14 protein-coding genes and 1 tRNA gene are annotated in these 18,309 nt (G+C 64.5%); 14 read left to right on the top strand and 1 reads right to left on the bottom strand.

Going from position 1 to position 18,309, the window contains the following annotated elements; translation table 11 throughout:
* Positions 1-120: 120 nt before the first annotated feature.
* The 13 genes from PQB87_RS11760 to PQB87_RS11700 all read left to right on the top strand — a co-directional run bounded on the left by PQB87_RS11760 (position 121) and on the right by PQB87_RS11700 (position 15,481).
* Entirely contained in the window at positions 121-1,374 is a 1,254-nt protein-coding gene (locus tag PQB87_RS11760) for an aspartate kinase (protein WP_027787050.1), read from the top strand.
* Between the two features lie 110 nt (positions 1,375-1,484).
* Positions 1,485-1,578: transfer RNA gene (locus PQB87_RS11755), tRNA-Ser, on the top strand.
* Between the two features lie 897 nt (positions 1,579-2,475).
* The gene (locus PQB87_RS11750) at positions 2,476-4,005 is read left to right on the top strand and encodes a complex I subunit 4 family protein (RefSeq protein ID WP_059688877.1); all 1,530 of its coding nucleotides are present in this window, start codon (positions 2,476-2,478) and stop codon (positions 4,003-4,005) included.
* Between the two features lie 270 nt (positions 4,006-4,275).
* The gene (cyoA, locus tag PQB87_RS11745) at positions 4,276-5,163 is read left to right on the top strand and encodes a ubiquinol oxidase subunit II (protein ID WP_042977071.1); all 888 of its coding nucleotides are present in this window, start codon (positions 4,276-4,278) and stop codon (positions 5,161-5,163) included.
* A gap of 3 nt (positions 5,164-5,166) precedes the next feature.
* Positions 5,167-7,173, top strand: a complete 2,007-nt coding sequence (cyoB, locus tag PQB87_RS11740; protein ID WP_021162481.1) for a cytochrome o ubiquinol oxidase subunit I — start codon at positions 5,167-5,169, stop codon at positions 7,171-7,173.
* Positions 7,173-7,781 carry a cytochrome o ubiquinol oxidase subunit III gene (gene cyoC / locus PQB87_RS11735; protein ID WP_021162482.1) on the top strand — a complete coding sequence of 203 codons (609 nt, stop codon included), beginning with the start codon at positions 7,173-7,175 and terminating at the stop codon, positions 7,779-7,781. Before cyoB ends, cyoC begins: the two co-directional genes overlap by 1 nt.
* Positions 7,782-8,114: a cytochrome o ubiquinol oxidase subunit IV gene (gene cyoD / locus PQB87_RS11730; protein ID WP_011352504.1), complete on the top strand. Its 333-nt coding sequence runs from the start codon at positions 7,782-7,784 to the stop codon at positions 8,112-8,114. It abuts the gene before it with no gap.
* A gap of 330 nt (positions 8,115-8,444) precedes the next feature.
* The gene (locus PQB87_RS11725) at positions 8,445-8,810 is read left to right on the top strand and encodes a hypothetical protein (RefSeq protein ID WP_021162483.1); all 366 of its coding nucleotides are present in this window, start codon (positions 8,445-8,447) and stop codon (positions 8,808-8,810) included.
* A gap of 139 nt (positions 8,811-8,949) precedes the next feature.
* Positions 8,950-10,818 carry an extracellular solute-binding protein gene (locus tag PQB87_RS11720; protein ID WP_489241883.1) on the top strand — a complete coding sequence of 623 codons (1,869 nt, stop codon included), beginning with the start codon at positions 8,950-8,952 and terminating at the stop codon, positions 10,816-10,818.
* 51 nt (positions 10,819-10,869) lie between these two features.
* Complete coding sequence (locus tag PQB87_RS11715; RefSeq protein ID WP_042977074.1) at positions 10,870-11,913, top strand: microcin C ABC transporter permease YejB; 1,044 nt, start codon at positions 10,870-10,872, stop codon at positions 11,911-11,913.
* Between the two features lie 48 nt (positions 11,914-11,961).
* The gene (locus PQB87_RS11710) at positions 11,962-13,059 is read left to right on the top strand and encodes an ABC transporter permease (RefSeq protein WP_174413491.1); all 1,098 of its coding nucleotides are present in this window, start codon (positions 11,962-11,964) and stop codon (positions 13,057-13,059) included.
* Positions 13,056-14,678, top strand: a complete 1,623-nt coding sequence (locus PQB87_RS11705; RefSeq protein WP_059688874.1) for an ABC transporter ATP-binding protein — start codon at positions 13,056-13,058, stop codon at positions 14,676-14,678. The genes PQB87_RS11710 and PQB87_RS11705 overlap by 4 nt, the downstream gene beginning before the upstream one ends.
* Before the next feature lie 128 nt (positions 14,679-14,806).
* The gene (locus tag PQB87_RS11700; protein ID WP_021162486.1) at positions 14,807-15,481 is read left to right on the top strand and encodes a C40 family peptidase; all 675 of its coding nucleotides are present in this window, start codon (positions 14,807-14,809) and stop codon (positions 15,479-15,481) included.
* Between the two features lie 146 nt (positions 15,482-15,627).
* Here PQB87_RS11700 and PQB87_RS11695 read toward each other — a convergent pair whose 3' ends face one another.
* Positions 15,628-16,554: a patatin-like phospholipase family protein gene (locus PQB87_RS11695; RefSeq protein WP_489241879.1), complete on the bottom strand. Its 927-nt coding sequence runs from the start codon at positions 16,552-16,554 to the stop codon at positions 15,628-15,630.
* A gap of 280 nt (positions 16,555-16,834) precedes the next feature.
* Between PQB87_RS11695 and gltX the strand changes: the two genes are divergently transcribed.
* Positions 16,835-18,244 (top strand): glutamate--tRNA ligase, encoded by a 1,410-nt coding sequence (gltX, locus tag PQB87_RS11690; protein ID WP_042977076.1) that lies wholly within the window; start codon positions 16,835-16,837, stop codon positions 18,242-18,244.
* Positions 18,245-18,309 lie beyond the last annotated feature (65 nt).

The following is an 18,309-nucleotide window of genomic DNA, read 5'->3' as shown; positions in this document are numbered from 1 at the left end:
TGCGTGTTGCGTCCCAGCCGTCCCCCTCGTCGTCCGTCCACAGCCACAAGCCGCGTGACCGAACGGCTACGCGGCCTGCCCAGCGCGCCCGTGCGGTTTCTCCTCCAGTTCAGAACGACAATGGCACTCATCGTACACAAATACGGCGGCACTTCGATGGGCTCGGTCGAGCGCATCAAGAACGTCGCGAAACGCGTCGCAAAATGGCATCAGGCCGGGCACCAGATGGTGGTCGTGCCTTCGGCGATGTCCGGCGAAACCAACCGTCTGCTCGGTCTTGCGAAAGAGATTTCGAGCCAGCCGAGCCCGCGCGAGCTCGACATGATCGCGTCGACCGGCGAGCAGGTCAGCGTCGGCCTGCTGTCGATCGCGCTGCAGGAAATCGGCGTCGAGGCCGTGAGCTACGCCGGCTGGCAAGTGCCGATCAAGACGGACAGCGCGTTCACGAAAGCGCGCATTCACTCGATCGATGACGAGCGCGTGAAGGCCGATCTGAATGCAGGCAAGGTCGTGATCATCACGGGCTTCCAGGGCGTCGATCCGGACGGCCACATCACGACGCTGGGCCGTGGCGGCTCGGATACGTCGGCGGTGGCGGTCGCGGCTGCGCTGGGTGCCGAAGAGTGCCTGATTTACACGGACGTCGACGGCGTCTACACGACCGACCCACGCGTCGTCGAAGAGGCGCGACGCCTCGATCGCGTGACGTTCGAGGAAATGCTGGAAATGGCCAGCCTCGGCTCGAAGGTCCTGCAGATCCGCTCGGTCGAATTCGCCGGCAAATACCAGGTGAAGACGCGCGTGCTGTCGAGCCTGACCGATCCGCTGATTGCGCTCGACGAAGAAATGCGCTCGGGCACCCTGATTACTTTTGAAGAAGACGAGACCATGGAAAAGGCAGTCATTTCCGGCATCGCGTTCCAGCGCGACGAAGCACGCATTGCTGTGATGGGCGTGCCCGACAAGCCGGGCATCGCGTATCAGATCCTCGGCCCGGTCGCGGATGCGAACGTCGACGTCGACATGATCATCCAGAACCAGAGCGTCCAGGGCAAGACCGACTTCACGTTCACGGTCGGCCGCGGCGACTACCAGAAGGCGATGGACATCCTCACCAACCAGGTGAAGGGCCACGTGAACGCCGAGCAGGTGCAGGGCGATCCGAAGGTGTCGAAGGTGTCGGTGGTCGGCGTCGGCATGCGTTCGCACGTGGGCGTCGCGAGCAAGATGTTCCGCACGCTGTCGGAAGAGGGCATCAACATCCAGATGATCTCGACGTCCGAAATCAAGATTTCGGTGCTGATCGACGAGAAATACATGGAGCTGGCCGTCCGCGCGTTGCACAAGGCATTCGAACTCGACCAGGCATCGTGAATTTTTCGTGATGCATTGAAGAAAATGCATCACGGAAATTGACGTGCGGTTCGAAACCCTATATTATTTCGTTCTCGTCGCACTGCCTCCCTGGTGCGAGCGAAAGTTTGGGAGACGTGGCCGAGAGGTCGAAGGCACTCCCCTGCTAAGGGAGCATCTGGGCCAAAACCTGGATCGAGGGTTCGAATCCCTCCGTCTCCGCCAAAAGCGGTGACAAAGCCCCGCAAGTTCTCGGACTTGCGGGGCTTTTTCTTTTTCCAGCCCGTCGAGCGCCCGACACGCGATGCGGCTGGATCTCGTCCGCCGGCCAATGTGGGCGTGGTGCTCAATGTCCAATGAGTGCTCGGGTCGAGCGTGCGTTCCGTTCCGGCTGTCTTCTCTCATCGATTCATCGTTTCGTCGACGGACTTGTCGACGACCACGCGTGTTGCGCTCGGCGGCACGCGGCTACCGGCACGCGATGGTCGACGGCATATGCGTGTATTGCGAGCGCCCGCAGATCCTGCACGAGTCCACGCGATCGTCGCGCCTCTCGTCGCGATGAAGCAAGGCGGCATTGCTGCTCGTGATCGATCCGTTCTCCGTAGCGCGTGACCCGCCCGCGTTGCGGGATGTCGCGCACGGTCACGAGAGTGCGGAGAGGGGGCGAGCGGCGCGACCATTCACTCGATCCGCGTCGAGCAAGACGAAATGAAATAAAAATGAAAGATAGTCTGTAAGAAATCAGGGCTGCGTTCTCGCCGTCTTGTCTGGCGCCAATCAGCTCGTTCCGACCCTCCGAAATGGCAGGCGGATGTCAAAAATGCGGCGCTGCGTCGATTTTTGCTATCTGTCTGACCGATCAATACAAAAAATTACTCATAAAAATCATAAAGATACGGTGTGTTGTGGAAATCAATGTTCTGCTGCGCTGCAGAAAATAATCAATCGCCTTATGCTGGTTAACCCGATCGCGTTTGAGCGGCGTCAAGCTTTCCCGTGATGCCGCTTTACATTTTGCCAACATTGGCGATTCACGAAATCTTTCTGTCGATTTGATTTCGTTCCTTTCGTCTCGCCTGTCTCCGATGCAGTGCGCGACTTCATCAAGGCCCTGTTGACATGCATGATTTCCCCTTCCTGAGCCTGGCCATCTGGGCTCCGATCCTGTTCGGCGCGTGCCTGCTGCGTGCCGGTTCCGACCATCATCCACGTCGAACGAGGCTGATCGCGCTCGTCGGCGCGCTGGTGGGGCTTGCGGCGGTCGTTCCGCTGGTCGCCGGTTTCGATGCGCACTCGGCCGCGATGCAGTTCGTCGAGAGCCGCAACTGGCTGGCGGCATTCAATTCCGGATGGCGGGTCGGCATCGACGGCGCGTCGCTGTGGCTCGTCGTGCTGACCGCGTTCACGACGCTCGTGGTGGTCGTGGCGTCGTGGGAGTCGGTCACGGTGCGCGTCGCGCAGTACTACGCGTCGTTCCTGATCCTGTCGGGGCTGATGGTCGGCGTGTTCGTCGCACAGGACGGGCTGCTGTTCTTCATCTTCTTCGAGGCGACGCTGATCCCGCTTTACCTGCTGATCGGCACATGGGGGCGCGAGCGCCGCGTGTACGCGGCCGTGAAGTTCTTCTTCATCTCGTTCGCCGGCTCGCTGTTGCTGCTGATGGCGATGCTGTACCTGTACGCGCAGTCGCACACGTTCGACATGGCCGTGTGGCGCACGCTGCAGCTCGGCTTCGCGCCGCAGTTGCTGGTGTTCCTCGGCTTCTTCGCCGCCTTCGCGGTCAAGGTGCCGATGTGGCCGGTCCACACGTGGCTGAGCGACGTCTATACCGACGGCCCGACGGGCGCGGCGCTGATGCTCGCGATGCTCAAGCTCGGCGGCTACGGGTTCCTGCGCTTCGCGCTGCCGGTGACACCCGACGCGAGCCACTTCTTCGCGCCGGCCGTGATCGCGCTGTCGCTGTTCGCGATCGTCTATGCGAGCCTGATCGCGCTCGCCCAGACCGATCTCGGCAAGCTGCTCGCGTATTCGACGGTCGCACACATGGGGATCGTCACGCTCGGGCTGTTCCTGTTCAACCGGATCGGCGTCGAAGGCGCGATCGTGCAACTCGTGTCGTACGGCTTCGTCGCGGGCGCGATGCTGTTGTGCGTGAACGTGCTCGTCGACCGCACGAAGCAGCGCGAGATTGCCGCGTACGGCGGCGTCGCGGGCGTGATGCCGCGTTTTGCGACCTTCACGGTGCTGTTCGCCATGGCCAACGTCGGCCTGCCGGGCACGTCGGGCTTCGTCGGCGAGTTCATGGTCATCATGGGCGCGATCCGCTTCAACTTCTGGATCGGCGCGATCGCGGCACTGACGCTGATCCTCAGCGCGTCGTACACGCTGTGGATGCTCAAGCGCGTCGTGTTCGGCAAGGTCGCGAGCCAGCGGATCGCGAAGCTCGCCGACCTGAATCGTCGCGAGATCGTGATGTTCGCGTCGCTCGCACTGGTCGTGCTGGCGGTCGGCATCGATCCGAAGCCGTTCACCGACGCGATCGATCCGACTGTCGGAAGGCTGATCCAAGACGCGAGCCACTCGAAGCTGCCGGCAGGGGACGGCCCTGCGCAGCCGCAGCCGTCGTACATGGCATCGACGCGCGGCTGATCGCGGCACGTCGCGCGAGCGGGGCTCATTGCGCGGCGGTGCGGCCGTTGCGTACACATCGATCTCGGTCCGGCGCAGGTAGCGCCGGGCCCGCGTGCGGCTGCGTGAAATTGCCCCGCGACAATGTGTCTCACAACAGATTCTGCAATGATGATTTTCCGCATTAGCTGGTTCTTCATCGCACTCGCGCGACGTATGATTCGGCCACTTTCGTGGATCGAATGCGCATCGGGCATACGCAAACGGATTCAATGACCCTCGGGCGGTGTGATGAAAAGAAGAGCTTCAAAAGGCGGGGTGGCGCTGATGTCGATCGGCGCGGCCCTGAGCCTGTCAGGCTGTAATTTAGATGTACTAAATCCGAAAGGAAGCGTGGGTGCTGCCGAGAAGGCGCTGATCGCAACGTCCACCTGGGCGATGCTGGTCGTCGTCGTGCCGGTGATCCTGCTCACGCTGTGGTTCGCGTGGCGTTACCGCGCATCGAACCGCAGCGCCACCTACGCGCCGAACTGGTCGCACTCGACCGCGATCGAGGTCGTGATCTGGACGGTGCCGACGCTGATCATCCTGTTCCTCGGCGTGCTCACGTGGAAGACCACGCACGAGCTCGACCCGTACAAGCCGCTCGAGTCGTCGGTGAAGCCGATCGACGTCGAGGTCGTCGCGCTCGACTGGAAGTGGCTGTTCATCTATCCGGAACTCGGCATCGCGTCGGTGAACCAGCTCGCGATTCCGGTCGGCACGCCGGTGAACTTCCGCATCACGTCGGATTCGGTGATGAACTCGTTCTTCATCCCGCAGCTCGGCGGCCAGGTCTACGCGATGGCCGGCATGCAGACGCGCCTGCACCTGATCGCCGACGAGCCCGGCAACTACGCGGGCACGTCCGCCAACTTCAGCGGCCGCGGCTTCTCCGACATGAAGTTCCGCACGCTCGCCGAGCCGCGCGAACAGTTCGATGCATGGGTGCAGAAGGTGAAGGCCTCGCCCGACCGTCTCGATGCGACCGTGTACGGTACCGTCGCCCAGCCGAGCGAGAAGGCGCCGGTGCGCTACTTCTCGTCGGTCGATCCGCGGCTCTTCCACAACATCATCGCGAAATACAACGATGGCCACGTCCTCGACCTGAAGGACGCCGCCTGCGGCACGAAGGGGTAACGCATGTTCGGCAAACTCACACTCTCGGCGATCCCGTTCGATCAGCCCATCATCATGGGGGCAGGCGCCTTCATGGGGCTGGTCGTGCTGGGCATTCTCGCCGCGCTGACGATCACCGGCCGGTGGAAATGGCTGTGGACGGAATGGCTGACCACGGTCGACCACAAGAGACTCGGCGTGATGTACATCATCGTCGCGCTGATCATGCTGCTGCGCGGCTTCGCCGACGCGATCATGATGCGCATGCAGCTCGCGCTCTCGTACAACGGGCCCGGCTACCTGCCGCCGCACCACTATGACCAGGTCTTCACGGCACACGGCGTGATCATGATCTTCTTCATGGCGATGGTGTTCATGGTCGGCCTGATGAACCTGGTCGTGCCGCTGCAGATCGGCGCGCGCGACGTCGCATTCCCGTTCATCAACTCGCTCTCCTTCTGGATGACGGCCGTCAGTGCGATCCTGATCAACGTGTCGCTCGTGATCGGCGAATTCGCGCAGACGGGCTGGCTCGCGTATCCGCCGCTGTCGGAGCTGCAGTTCAGTCCGGGGGTAGGGGTCGACTACTACCTGTGGGCGCTGCAGATATCGGGCGTCGGCACGCTGCTGACCGGCGTGAACTTCTTCGTGACGATCATCAAGATGCGCGCGCCGGGCATGACGCTGATGAAGATGCCGGTGTTCACGTGGACCGCGCTCTGCACGAACGTGCTGATCATGGCGTCGTTCCCGATCCTGACCGCGACGCTCGCGCTGCTCGGCCTCGACCGTTACCTCGGCATGCACTTCTTCACGAACGAAGCCGGCGGCAACGCGATGCTGTACCTGAACCTGATCTGGGCGTGGGGCCATCCGGAGGTGTACATCCTGATCCTGCCGGCGTTCGGGATCTTCTCGGAAGTCATCGCGACGTTCGCGAAGAAGCCGCTGTTCGGCTACAAGACGATGGTGTACGCGACCTGCGCGATCATGGTGCTGTCGTTCCTCGTGTGGCTGCACCACTTCTTCACGATGGGCTCGGGTGCGAACGTGAACGCGTTCTTCGGCATCATGACGATGATCATCGCGATCCCGACCGGCGTGAAGGTGTTCAACTGGCTGTTCACGATGTATCGCGGCCGGATCGAATTCACGACGCCCGTGCTGTGGACGATCGGCTTCATGGTCACGTTCACGATCGGCGGCATGACCGGCGTGATGATGGCGATTCCGGGTGCGGACTTCGTGCTGCACAACAGCCTGTTCCTGATCGCGCACTTCCACAACGTGATCATCGGCGGCGTGCTGTTCGGTTATCTCGCGGGCTTCAACTACTGGTTCCCGAAGGCGTTCGGCTTCAAGCTGAACGAGAAGCTCGGCAAGGCTGCGTTCTGGTTCTGGCAGGTCGGCTTCTACGTCGCGTTCGTGCCGCTCTACGTGCTCGGCTTCATGGGCATGACGCGCCGGCTCAACCACTACGACAACCCGGCCTGGCATCCGTGGCTGCTGGTCGCCGCATTCGGCGCCGTGCTGATCGCGGTCGGCATTGCGTGCCAGTTGCTGCAACTGGTGGTCAGCATCCGCAACCGCAACCTGCCGGCATACCGCGACACGACGGGCGATCCGTGGGGCGGCCGCACGCTGGAGTGGGCGACTTCGTCGCCGCCGGCCGACTACAACTTCGCGGTGATCCCGCAGGTGCGCACGCTCGACGCGTATGCGGACATGAAGGCACGCGGCGAAGGCCGGCCGAACCCGGCGTCGTTCCGCGACATCCACATGCCGTCGAATACCTGCGCGGGCCTCGTGGTGGCGATCTTCAGCCTGGTGCTCGGCTTCGCGCTGGTGTGGCACATCTGGTGGATGGCGATCGGCGGGCTCGTCGGGATCGTCGCGACGCTCGTGATCTACAGCTCGCGCGATAACGACGGTTATTACATCCCTGCGTCGACGGTGCGCAAGACCGAAGACAAGCAGCCGACGCAGCGCGTGGCCGCGCGCGTCGACGACGTGGAACTGGAGGCCAACTGATGTTGCAGAAAACCTTGAGCGCAACCCTGCTCGAGCACGACGACCATCCGCCGTCGCATTCGGTGTTCGGGTTCTGGCTGTACCTGATGACCGACTGCGTGATCTTTGCCGCGCTGTTCGCGACGTTCGCGGTGCTCGGCCAGCAGTATGCGGGCGGCCCGACCGCGAAAGACCTGTTCGACATTCCGGGCGTCGCGGTGGAAACCGCCGCGCTGCTGCTGTCGAGCATCACGTACGGGTTCGCGATGCTCGCCGCGTACAAGCAGCGGCGTGGCGCGCTGCTCGCGTGGCTCGCGGTAACGTTCGTGCTGGGCGCGGCGTTTCTCGTGATGGAACTGCGCGAGTTCTCGCACCTGATCGCGGAAGGCGCGGGCCCGCAGCGTAGCGCGTTCCTGTCGGCGTTCTTCACGCTGGTCGGTACGCACGGGCTGCACGTGACGGCCGGGCTGCTGTGGATGATCGTGCTCGCCGGGCAGATCGTGTTTCGCGGCGGCGACCTGACCGATCGCGACCTGCGACGCCTGACGTGCCTGAGCCTCTTCTGGCACTTCCTCGACATCGTGTGGATCTGCGTGTTTTCCTTTGTCTATCTCGCGAGCGTGATCTAAATGGCCCATTCGCATTCGTCTCAACTCGAAGAAGGGCACGGCAGTGTCGGCGGTTATGTCGCCGGTTTCATCCTGTCGGTGCTGCTCACGGCCGCGTCGTTCGGCCTCGTGATGGGCGGCGTGCTGTCGCCGCACGCGTCGCTGATCGCGCTTGCCGTGCTCGCGTTCGTGCAGATCGTCGTGCACCTCGTGTACTTCCTGCACATGAACGGCTCGTCGGGCCAGCGCTGGAACGTGATGGCGTTCAGCTACACGGTGCTGACCGCGGCGATCCTGATCGTCGGCACGCTGTGGGTGATGCACAACGTCAGCATGAACATGATGTCGCGCTGAGCGGCATCGCGGCGCGATGCGTCGACCGGAGAAGCGGCACGAAGGTGCCGCTTTTTTTTCGTCCGCGAGAAGGGCGCTGCGGCCCGCGAGGGCGGTACCGCGGGACATCGACTGTATGATTCGGCGCGCACGCATTGCCGGTGCGAACGCCGATCGGCGAAGGCGGAAGGGCGCCTGGACGCCTCCGTCGGGCCGTCGATTGTTACAAGACGTTAGCGCAAGCTTGCCGTTGCGATGCCGCGCATCAGTTCTTACAAACTTGAAATATGCGGTGGCAACGCTTGCCGTTATAGTCGAATCACACATCAAACAACCCCCAAAGAGGAATCCATGAAGACCTTGCGTATTGCCTCGCTCTTGACCGGTATGACGGCCTTGCTCGTGTCGGGCGCAGCAATGGCGGGAGTCAATGTCGGGATCAATCTCGGCGTTCCGGCACCGGTCTACGTCGCGCCCGCACCTGTGTATGCGCCGCCGCCTCCGCCGCCGGTCGTCTATCAGCCTGCGCCGGTCTACGCGCCGGCACCCGTCTACGCACCGGCGCCGACTATCGTGATCGGCTGGCATGGCGACCGCTACTGGGACGGCCGTCGCTACTGGGGCCGCGACGAGTGGTACCGCCGTCACGGCGGCCGCCCCGGCTGGGATCGCGGTCACGGCCATTGGGACAACGGTCGCCACAACGGCTGGCGTTGATCGACAGGGCGCACGCGTGATGTGCGCGCAACGTCCGCTGATGAAGAAACCGCCTGCATGGCGGTTTTCTTTTGGCCCGACGGATTGAATGGGTAGAATCGTCCCTCGTTACTACCCTCATTCGACCGACAGGGCCTCTATGACGAAGGGTTCGCCCCGGGCCGCCGTGCGTGTCCGCCGTGCCGTACGGGTTGCCGGCCGCACGGCCGCGGTGTTCGTGTTGCAGGCGGCGCTGGCCGCGACGGCCGCGCACGCGGCCTACGCCATTGCGCAGTACGGCGTGCCGAAGTATCCGCCGGGCTTCAGGCATTTCGACTACGTCAACCCCGACGCGCCGAAGGGCGGCACGCTCGTGCTCGCGAACCCCAACCGGCTGACCTCGTTCGACAAGTTCAACCCGTTTACGATGCGCGGCAATCCCGCGCCGGGCATCGACATGTTGTTCGAGAGCCTCGCGACCGGCAGTTCGGACGAGCCGGCGTCCGCGTACGGGCTGCTCGCCGACGACATCGACATCGCACCGGATCGCCGTTCGGTCACGTTCCACCTGAATCCGCGCGCGCGCTTTTCCAATGGCGACCCGGTCACGGCCGACGACGTCAAGTTCTCGTTCGACACACTGAAGAGCAAGCTGGCCGCGCCGCAGTTCGGCGCGTATTTCGCGGAAATCACGAAGGCCGTGGTGGTTGATCCCGCCACCGTGCGTTTCGAGTTCCGCAGCGCGAATCGTGAACTGCCGCTGATCGCCGGCGGCGTGCCGGTGTTTTCGCGCAAGTGGGGATTGCGCGCGGACGGCTCGCGCATCCCGTTCGACCAGCTCGCGTTCGAGCAGCCGATCGGCAGCGGCCCGTACCTGATCGAGCGCTACGACAACGGCCGCAACATTACATACCGGCGCAACCCGGCATATTGGGGGGCCGACCTGCCGGTGCGGGTGGGCACCAACAACTTCGAACGGATCGTCTACAAGCTGTACGGAGAGGGCGTTGCGCGGCTCGAGGGGTTCAAGGCAGGTGAATTTGACGTACTTGTCGAGAACATCGCGCGCAATTGGATACGGCAGGATGTCGGCAAGCGCTTTGACAGCGGCGAGTTGATCAAGCGTGAATTCCGGCAACACAACGGCGCCGGCATGCAGGGCTTCTTCATGAACCTGCGCAGGCCGCTGTTTCGCGATGTGCGTGTGCGCCAGGCGCTTGACCTCGCGCTCGACTTCGAATGGCTGAATCGCCAACTGTTCTATGGCGGTTATACGCGCCTCGACAGCTATTTCGCTGACACCGACCTGCAGGCCACCGGTCTGCCGGGGCCGGGCGAACTGAAGCTGCTCGAGCCGCTGCGTGCGCAGCTTGACCCGGTCGTATTCGGCCCGATGGTCGTGCAACCGAACACGAACCCGCCGAATTCGCTGCGCGCGAACCTGTTGAAGGCGCGGGCACTGCTTGCGCAGGCAGGCTGGACTTATCGCGATGGCGCATTGCGCAATGCGCAAGGAGAGCCTTTCACGTTCGAGATCCTGGACGATGCAGGGTCCCCATTCCAGGGGATCGTGGCAGCCTACCAGCGCAATCTTGCGAAGCTCGGCATCGAGGTACGCTTTAGGACGGCTGATTTCGCGCTGTTGCAAAAGCGTCTCGACGCCTTCGACTACGACATGACGCCGATCCGCTACGTCGGCGTACAGGTACCGGGCGCAGAACAGTTTGCGCGTTTTGCCAGCAAGTTCGCGGACGAGCCGGGATCATCCAATGTCATCGGTCTGAAGTCACCGGCCGTCGACGCGTTGCTGCACGCACTCGGCACCGCGCAGTCGCGCGACGAATTGCTCGATGCGACACACGCGCTCGACCGCGTGCTGATGCATGGCTACTACGCCGTCCCGCAGTGGTACAGCACGACGCACCGGATCGCGTACAAGCGCACGCTTGGCTACCCGCAGACGCTGCCGCTGTACTATTCGGCCGAGGGCTGGGTCGTGTCGACCTGGTGGGCGAAGCCCGATCACTGAGCCACGCCGCCCCTACGTCCAACCCTGCCTACCGATCGCGAGTCGACGCCCATGTGGAGCTACATCCTCAAACGCCTGCTGCTGATGATCCCGACGCTCATCGGAGTGCTGACGCTCACGTTCGCCGTGATCCAGTTCGTACCGGGCGGCCCCGTCGAACAGGCCGTGCAGGAATTGCGCAAGGGCGCGACGGAGCAGGGGGCGGTGCCGTTCGGGATGCGCGCGCACACCGGCGTCGACGCACAGCAGCTTGCGCAGCTCAAGGCGCTGTACGGCTTCGACAAACCGCCGCTCGAACGCTACTGGCTGATGCTGAAGCGCTTCGCGCGCTTCGATCTCGGCGACAGCTACTTCCGCCACCAGAGCGTGTGGTCGCTGGTCGTGCAGAAGCTGCCCGTGTCGATCAGCATCGGGCTGTGGACGTTCTTCCTCACGTACCTGATCTCGGTGCCGCTCGGCATCGCGAAGGCCGTGCGCAACGGCTCGCCGTTCGACGTCGCGACGAGCCTCGTCGTGCTCGTCGGTTATGCGATTCCGGGCTTCGTGCTCGGCGTGCTGCTGCTCGTGCTGTTCGGCGGCGGCTCGTTCTGGCAGCTTTTCCCGCTGCGCGGGCTCACGTCGGACAACTTCGCCCAGCTGTCACTCGTCGGCAAGGTGCTCGACTACCTGTGGCACATCGCGCTGCCGATCACGGCGTCGGTCGTCGGCAGCTTCGCGGTCGTCACGATGCTCACGAAGAATGCGTTCCTCGACCAGATCCGCCGGCAATACGTGCTGACCGCGCGCGCGAAGGGGCTCTCCGAGCGCAGCGTGCTGTGGAAGCACGTGTTCCGCAACGCGATGCTGCCGCTGATCGTCGGTTTCCCGGCCGCGTTCATCGGCGCGTTCTTCACGGGCAGCCTGCTGATCGAGACGCTGTTCTCGCTCGACGGCCTCGGGCTGCTGTCGTACGAATCGGTCGTGCGGCGCGACTATCCGGTCGTGCTCGGCACGCTGTACCTGTTCACGCTGATCGGCCTTGCGACCAAGCTGATCTCCGATCTCTGCTATGTGTGGGTCGATCCGCGCATTCAATTCGACACCCTGGAGCGCTGACATGAAACCGTCCGTCTGCATGCCCGGCGTCACCGGGCGAGGTGCGCGATGAACCGGGCCGTCGTGTCGTCCCGCATCGACGCGGCGCGCGCCCGCATGTCGCCGTCTCCCGCGCGCCGCGTATGGCAGCGCTTCAGGCAGCAGCGCCTCGGCTACTGGAGCTTCGTGATCTTCGTCGTCGCGTTCGCCGCGAGTCTCGCGGCGCCGCTGTGGTCGAACGACAAGCCGCTCGTCGTGCGTTACGACGGCCAGACCTATTTCCCGATGTTCCATGCGTATCCGGAGACGACCTTCGGCGGCGATTTCCCGACGCCGGCCGACTATCTCGATCCGTATGTGCGCAAGCGGCTCGAGGCACCCGGCAACTTCGTCGTCTACCCGCCGAACCATTACTACTACGACACGCTGAACTACTTCTCGAACGTGCCGAACCCCGCGCCGCCGTCGCGCGCTAACTGGCTCGGCACCGACGCGCAGGGGCGCGACCTGCTCGCCCGGCTCGTGTACGGGTTCCGCGTGTCGGTCGAGTTCGGGCTGATCCTGACCGTGATCGGCACGCTGCTCGGGATCGCCGCGGGCGCCGTGCAGGGCTTCTTCGGCGGGCGCATCGACATCGTCGGGCAGCGCCTGATCGAGATCTGGAGTTCGCTGCCCGAGCTGTACCTGCTGATCATCTTCGCGTCGATCTTCGAGCCGAGTTTCCTGCTGCTGATCGTGCTGCTGTCGCTGTTCGGCTGGATCGGGCTCGCCGACTACGTGCGCGCGGAATTCCTGCGCAACCGCACGCAGGACTACGTGCGCGCGGCGCGCGCGATGGGGCTCACGAACTGGCAGATCATCTGGCGCCATGTGCTGCCGAACAGTCTCACGCCGGTGATCACGTTCCTGCCGTTCCGGATGAGCGGCTCGATCCTCGCGCTCACGAGCCTCGATTTCCTCGGGCTCGGCGTGCCGCCGCCGACTCCGAGCCTCGGCGAACTGCTCGCGCAGGGCAAGGGCAACCTCGACGCATGGTGGATCTCGTTGTCGACCTTCGGCGTGCTGGTCACGACGCTGCTGCTGCTGACCTTCATGGGCGACGCGCTGCGCAACGCACTCGACACGCGGATCGCCGATTCGGTGCGCGCGGCGGGAGGCCAGCGATGAGCGAACCGGTCGTATCGACGCAGCATGAGCCGCTGCTGGCGCTCGAGCATCTGCATGTGCGCTTCGGCGACACGGTCGCGGTGGACGACGTGACGCTCGAGATCGGTCGCGGCGAGCGCGTCGCGCTGGTCGGCGAGTCGGGTTCCGGCAAGAGCGTGACCGCGCTGTCGATCCTGCGGCTGCTGCGCGACGCCGACGTGAGCGGCGCGATCCGCTTCGCGGGGCAGGACCTGGCTGGCAAGAGCGAGCGCGAGATGCGCGGGCTGCGCGGCTCGGACATCGCGATGATCTTCCAGGAACCGATGACGGCGCTCAACCCGCTGTATACGATCGGCGTGCAAATCGGCGAGACGATCGTGCTGCACGACGGCGTATCGGCGGTCGAGGCGCGCAAGCGTGCGATCGCTCTGCTTGCGCGCACGGGCATCGCGGAGCCGGAGAAGCGTGTCGACAGCTATCCGCACCAGTTGTCGGGCGGCCAGCGGCAGCGCGCGATGATCGCGATGGCGCTCGCCTGCCGGCCGCGCCTGCTGCTGGCCGACGAGCCGACCACCGCGCTCGACGTGACGATCCGCGCGCAGATCGTCGACCTGCTGCTGGAACTGCAGCGCGAGGAGGCGGAAAAGCGCGGGATGGCGATCCTGCTGATCACGCACGACCTGAATCTCGTGCGGCACTTCGCGGATCGCGTCGCGGTGATGGAGCACGGCCGGCTCGTCGAGAGCGGGCCGGTCGAGCGGATCTTCGCGGAACCCGAGCATCCGTATACGCAGCGGCTGCTGAACAGCCGTCCGCAACGCGCGGTCGCGCCGGTGATGCCGATCGCGCCCGTCGTGCTCGATGCCCGCCACGTGAGCGTGCAGTTCGCGCGCAAGCGGCCGGGCATCGCGGGCTGGTTCGGCTCGGTACCCGTGACGGCCGTCGCGGATGTGTCGGTGTCGGTGCGGCAGGGCGAGACGCTCGGCATCGTCGGTGAATCGGGATCCGGGAAGTCGACGCTCGCGATGGCGCTGCTCGGCCTGCAAAAGACGGCCGGCGGCACGATCGAATTCCAGGGGCGTGCGCTGTCGACCTATCGCGGCCGCGAACAGACCGCCCTGCGCTCGAACATGCAGGTGGTCTTTCAGGATCCGTTCAGTTCGCTTTCTCCGCGTCACACGATCGAGCGGATCGTCGGCGAGGGGCTCGAACTGCATCGCCCGGACATGACGCCCGATGCGCGTCGCGCGAAGTCGCTCGCGGTGCTGCGCGAAGTCGGCCTCGACCGCACGGTGCTGCACCGTTATCCGCACGAATTCTCGGGCGGGCAGCGCCAGCGGATCGCGATCGCGCGCGCGCTGGTGCTGGAACCGCGCATCCTGATCCTCGACGAGCCGACGTCCGCGCTCGACGTGTCGATCCAGCAGCAGGTGCTCAAGCTGCTCGCGAATTTGCAACAGAAATACAACCTCGGCTATGTATTCATCAGCCATGACCTGGAGGTGATCGGGGCGATGGCACACCGCGTCGCGGTGATGCAGGGCGGGGCCGTCGTCGAGTCGGGAGAGGTGGCCGACATCTTCGGCAGACCGTCACATCCTTACACACAAAAGCTGTTGAAAGCGGTCTGGAAAGCGTGATAGGCCGCCAATGGTCTGATCATCTCGATTGTATTTATTAATTTGTTTTGACAAACGATTACGCGCTGGCTAGTATCGACCGAAATTTTCCGCCAATCAGCTGATTTTTAAGCAAATTCCATCGACCAATGCAGCATCGATCCCTGACCCAGGCATGCGCGCGCACCATCGCCGGGCTATTCATCGGCGCCCTGTTCGCAGCAGCACCCGGCGCGTTCGCCGACGAAGTCAGCAGTTTTAACCAGAATGTCACAAATTCGACGCAGAACGCGTCGAATTCCTCCCTCCAGCAGACCAGCGCGCAGCCGTCGGGCGGTGGCGCGAAGTCGTTCCTCGCCGGCATGGCTGGCAAGGCAGGCGACGTGGTCGTCGGCGCGCTGAACATGATCGGCGTGCGCTATCGCTGGGGCGGCAACTCGCCGGATTCGGGCCTCGACTGCAGCGGCTTCGTGCGCTACGTGTTCCAGGATACCCTCGGCATGTCGCTGCCGCGTCGAGCGGAAGAGATGAGCCGCGTCGGCGAGAAGGTGAGCATGAGCAACCTCAAGCCGGGCGATCTCGTGTTCTTCAACACGATGCGCCGCACGTTCTCGCACGTCGGCATCTACATCGGCGACAACAAGTTCGTGCACTCGCCGTCGACGGGCAGCACCATCCGCGTCGACGATCTCGATAGCGGCTACTGGGAAAAGCGTTTCACCGGCGCGCGCCGGCTTGAGTCGGAGTTCCCGATGAAGCCGGAAGATCTGCGTCAGCGCGTGCGCGCGACGATTGGCGACGATTCGGCGAACGGCAACAACTGACGTTCGACGGCCGGACCGGCCGGATCGAAAAAACCCTGTCACCGAAAGGCGGCAGGGTTTTTTGTTTTGGGGCGGTGCAAACGGTGAATGACGGTCGCGCCGTCGTTTGCGGGCCGGCAGCGCGCGCCGGCCTGCGCATCGCGTGCTTACGCGGCGGCCACGCCGCGCGCTGCCGCGAGCTTGCGCTGCAGTTCCGGCATGATGCGCGCGACGGCTTCCTCGCCTGCAAGAATGGCCGCGTTGCGCTGGTTGAAGTCGCTGCCGCCCATGGCCGCGAGGTTCGGGCGGATCACGACGTCGGCGTACTTTTCGAGCTCGTAGGTCTTGATCGTCTGGCCCATGATCGTGAAGGTCTGCAGCAGCATCTCGATCGGGTTGTTGGTTGCCGCGCCGTCCGGCCGGGCCGAGATGTCGACCGCGATCACGAAGCTCGCGCCCATCTTGCGCGCGTACGACGCCGGCACGGGGCTCACGAGGCCGCCGTCGACATATTCGCGGTTGCCGATCTTCACCGGTTCGAACACCGACGGCACGCTGCACGACGCACGCACCGCGAGCCCCGCATTGCCCTGCTGGAACAGGATCGGCTGACCGCTCTGCAGATCGGTCGCGACAATGCCGAGCGGCTTCGCCATCTTCTCGATCGGCCGGTTGTTGAGCGTCTTGTTCAGGAAGTTCTGCAGCGCCACGCCTTGCAGCAGCCCGCGCGAACGGAACGGCAGCGCCCAGTCGCTGATCGCCGCCTGATCCATGTCGAGCGCGATCTTGTTGATCTGCAGTGCGCTCATGCCCGACGCATACAGTGCGCCGACCACCGAGCCCGCGCTCGTGCCCGCGACGATTTCGACCGGGATGCCGCGCGCCTCGAGCGCCTTCAGCACGCCGATGTGCGAGAAGCCGCGCGCGGCGCCGCCGCCGAGCGCGATGCCGATCTTCACCGGCTTCTCGCGCGGCTGCGTGGCGCCGGAAGTATTGTCCGAACGGGATTTGTCGCCGAACGACGTGCAGGCGGCGAGGCTGGCGGACGCGGCGGCGATCGTGAAGTGGCGGCGCGACAGGCGAGGGGACGACATCGAATGGTTCTCCGGCGGCTTGGCGGCGGGTTACACGGCCCGCGGCGGCGATAGGTTCCGAGCGGCCGCGCGGCAGGTTCCGTGCGGCCGGTGCCGCGCCGGCTGGCGGCCGCGGCGCGCACATCATAAAGCAAGCGGCGCGCTTGGCGCGATGTCCGGCGCGAGTATAATTCCGGCTTCTTTCCCGTTCCGGGCGCGGCCGGCCCCGTTGCTGTCCGGGCTGCCGCCGTCGATCCCGCGTCGAATCATTCATGCGCCCCAGGCGTTCGAGTTACCGTTTATGACCCGTCCTGTCCGTACCCGCTTCGCGCCGAGTCCCACCGGCTTCATCCACCTCGGCAACATCCGCTCCGCGCTCTATCCGTGGGCGTTCGCCCGCAAGATGAAGGGCACGTTCGTGCTGCGCATCGAGGACACCGACGTCGAACGCTCGTCGCAGGAAGCGGTCGACGCGATCCTCGAAGGGATGCAATGGCTCGGCCTGGATTTCGACGAAGGCCCGATCTACCAGATGCAGCGGATGGACCGCTATCGCGAGGTGCTCGCGCAGATGCTGGAGAAGGGGCTTGCATACCCGTGCTACATGTCGGCCGAGGAACTCGACGCGCTGCGCGAACGCCAGCGCGAGGCCGGCCTGAAGCCGCGCTACGACGGCACGTGGCGTCCGGAGCCCGGCAAGGTGCTGCCGGAGCCGCCGGCCGGCGTGAAGCCGGTGCTGCGTTTCCGCAATCCGCTGACGGGCACGGTCGTGTGGGATGACGCGGTGAAGGGGCGTGTCGAGATTTCGAACGAGGAACTCGACGACCTCGTGATCGCGCGTCCGGACGGCACGCCGATCTACAACTTCTGCGTGGTGGTGGACGACATGGACATGGGCATCACGCACGTGATCCGTGGCGACGACCACGTGAACAACACGCCGCGCCAGATCAACATCCTGAATGCGCTCGGCGGCGAGGCGCCGGTCTACGCGCACCTGCCGACCGTGCTGAACGAGCAGGGCGAGAAGATGAGCAAGCGGCATGGCGCGATGAGCGTGATGGCGTATCGCGACGCGGGTTTCCTGCCCGAAGCGGTCGTCAACTATCTCGCTCGCCTCGGCTGGTCGCACGGCGATGCCGAAATCTTCTCGCGTGAGCAGTTCGTCGAATGGTTCGATCTCGAGCATCTCGGCAAGTCGCCCGCGCAATACGACCACAGCAAGCTGAGCTGGCTGAACGCGCATTACATCAAGGAAGCGGACAACGCGCGCCTCGCCGAGCTGGCCAAACCGTTCCTCGCCGCACTCGGCGTCGACGATGCGGCGATCGCCACGGGCCCGGCGCTCGATGCCGTGGTCGGGCTGATGAAGGATCGCGCGACGACGGTCAAGGAGATCGCGGAAGGCGCTGCGATGTTCTACCGTGTGCCGGCACCGGAGGCCGATGCGCTTGCGCAGCACGTGACCGATGCAGTGCGTCCGGCGCTGGCCGATCTCGTCGCTGCGCTGAAAGCGGCCGACTGGACGAAGGAGGCCGTATCCGCCGCGCTGAAGGCGACGCTCGGCACGCACAAGCTGAAGATGCCGCAACTCGCGATGCCGGTGCGCCTGCTGGTGGCGGGGACGACGCACACGCCGTCGATCGACGCGGTGCTCGTCCTGTTCGGTCGCGATGTCGTGGTGTCGCGCATCGAGGCCGCGCTGGCCTGAGATTCGGTGGCGAGCGAAGCTGCCCGTGCGTGACATCGCGGCGGCTTCGCAAAAAATTTCGCTCC

It is taken from the genome of Burkholderia sp. KL41, assembly GCF_057005415.2.
The sequence above is the reverse complement of the archived record's forward strand: the minus strand, read 5'-3'. Positions and strand labels throughout refer to the sequence as shown.

Bases quoted from the DNA above. Each gene is read 5' to 3' on its own strand.
- PQB87_RS11760 (WP_027787050.1), top strand. From the start codon at position 121: ATGGCACTCATCGTACACAAATACGGCGGCACTTCGATGGGCTCGGTC.
- PQB87_RS11750 (WP_059688877.1), top strand. From the start codon at position 2,476: ATGCATGATTTCCCCTTCCTGAGCCTGGCCATCTGGGCTCCGATCCTG.
- cyoA (WP_042977071.1), top strand. From the start codon at position 4,276: ATGAAAAGAAGAGCTTCAAAAGGCGGGGTGGCGCTGATGTCGATCGGC.
- cyoB (WP_021162481.1), top strand. From the start codon at position 5,167: ATGTTCGGCAAACTCACACTCTCGGCGATCCCGTTCGATCAGCCCATC.
- cyoC (WP_021162482.1), top strand. From the start codon at position 7,173: ATGTTGCAGAAAACCTTGAGCGCAACCCTGCTCGAGCACGACGACCAT.
- cyoD (WP_011352504.1), top strand. From the start codon at position 7,782: ATGGCCCATTCGCATTCGTCTCAACTCGAAGAAGGGCACGGCAGTGTC.
- PQB87_RS11725 (WP_021162483.1), top strand. From the start codon at position 8,445: ATGAAGACCTTGCGTATTGCCTCGCTCTTGACCGGTATGACGGCCTTG.
- PQB87_RS11720 (WP_489241883.1), top strand. From the start codon at position 8,950: ATGACGAAGGGTTCGCCCCGGGCCGCCGTGCGTGTCCGCCGTGCCGTA.
- PQB87_RS11715 (WP_042977074.1), top strand. From the start codon at position 10,870: ATGTGGAGCTACATCCTCAAACGCCTGCTGCTGATGATCCCGACGCTC.
- PQB87_RS11710 (WP_174413491.1), top strand. From the start codon at position 11,962: ATGAACCGGGCCGTCGTGTCGTCCCGCATCGACGCGGCGCGCGCCCGC.
- PQB87_RS11705 (WP_059688874.1), top strand. From the start codon at position 13,056: ATGAGCGAACCGGTCGTATCGACGCAGCATGAGCCGCTGCTGGCGCTC.
- PQB87_RS11700 (WP_021162486.1), top strand. From the start codon at position 14,807: ATGCAGCATCGATCCCTGACCCAGGCATGCGCGCGCACCATCGCCGGG.
- PQB87_RS11695 (WP_489241879.1), bottom strand. From the start codon at position 16,554: ATGTCGTCCCCTCGCCTGTCGCGCCGCCACTTCACGATCGCCGCCGCG.
- gltX (WP_042977076.1), top strand. From the start codon at position 16,835: ATGACCCGTCCTGTCCGTACCCGCTTCGCGCCGAGTCCCACCGGCTTC.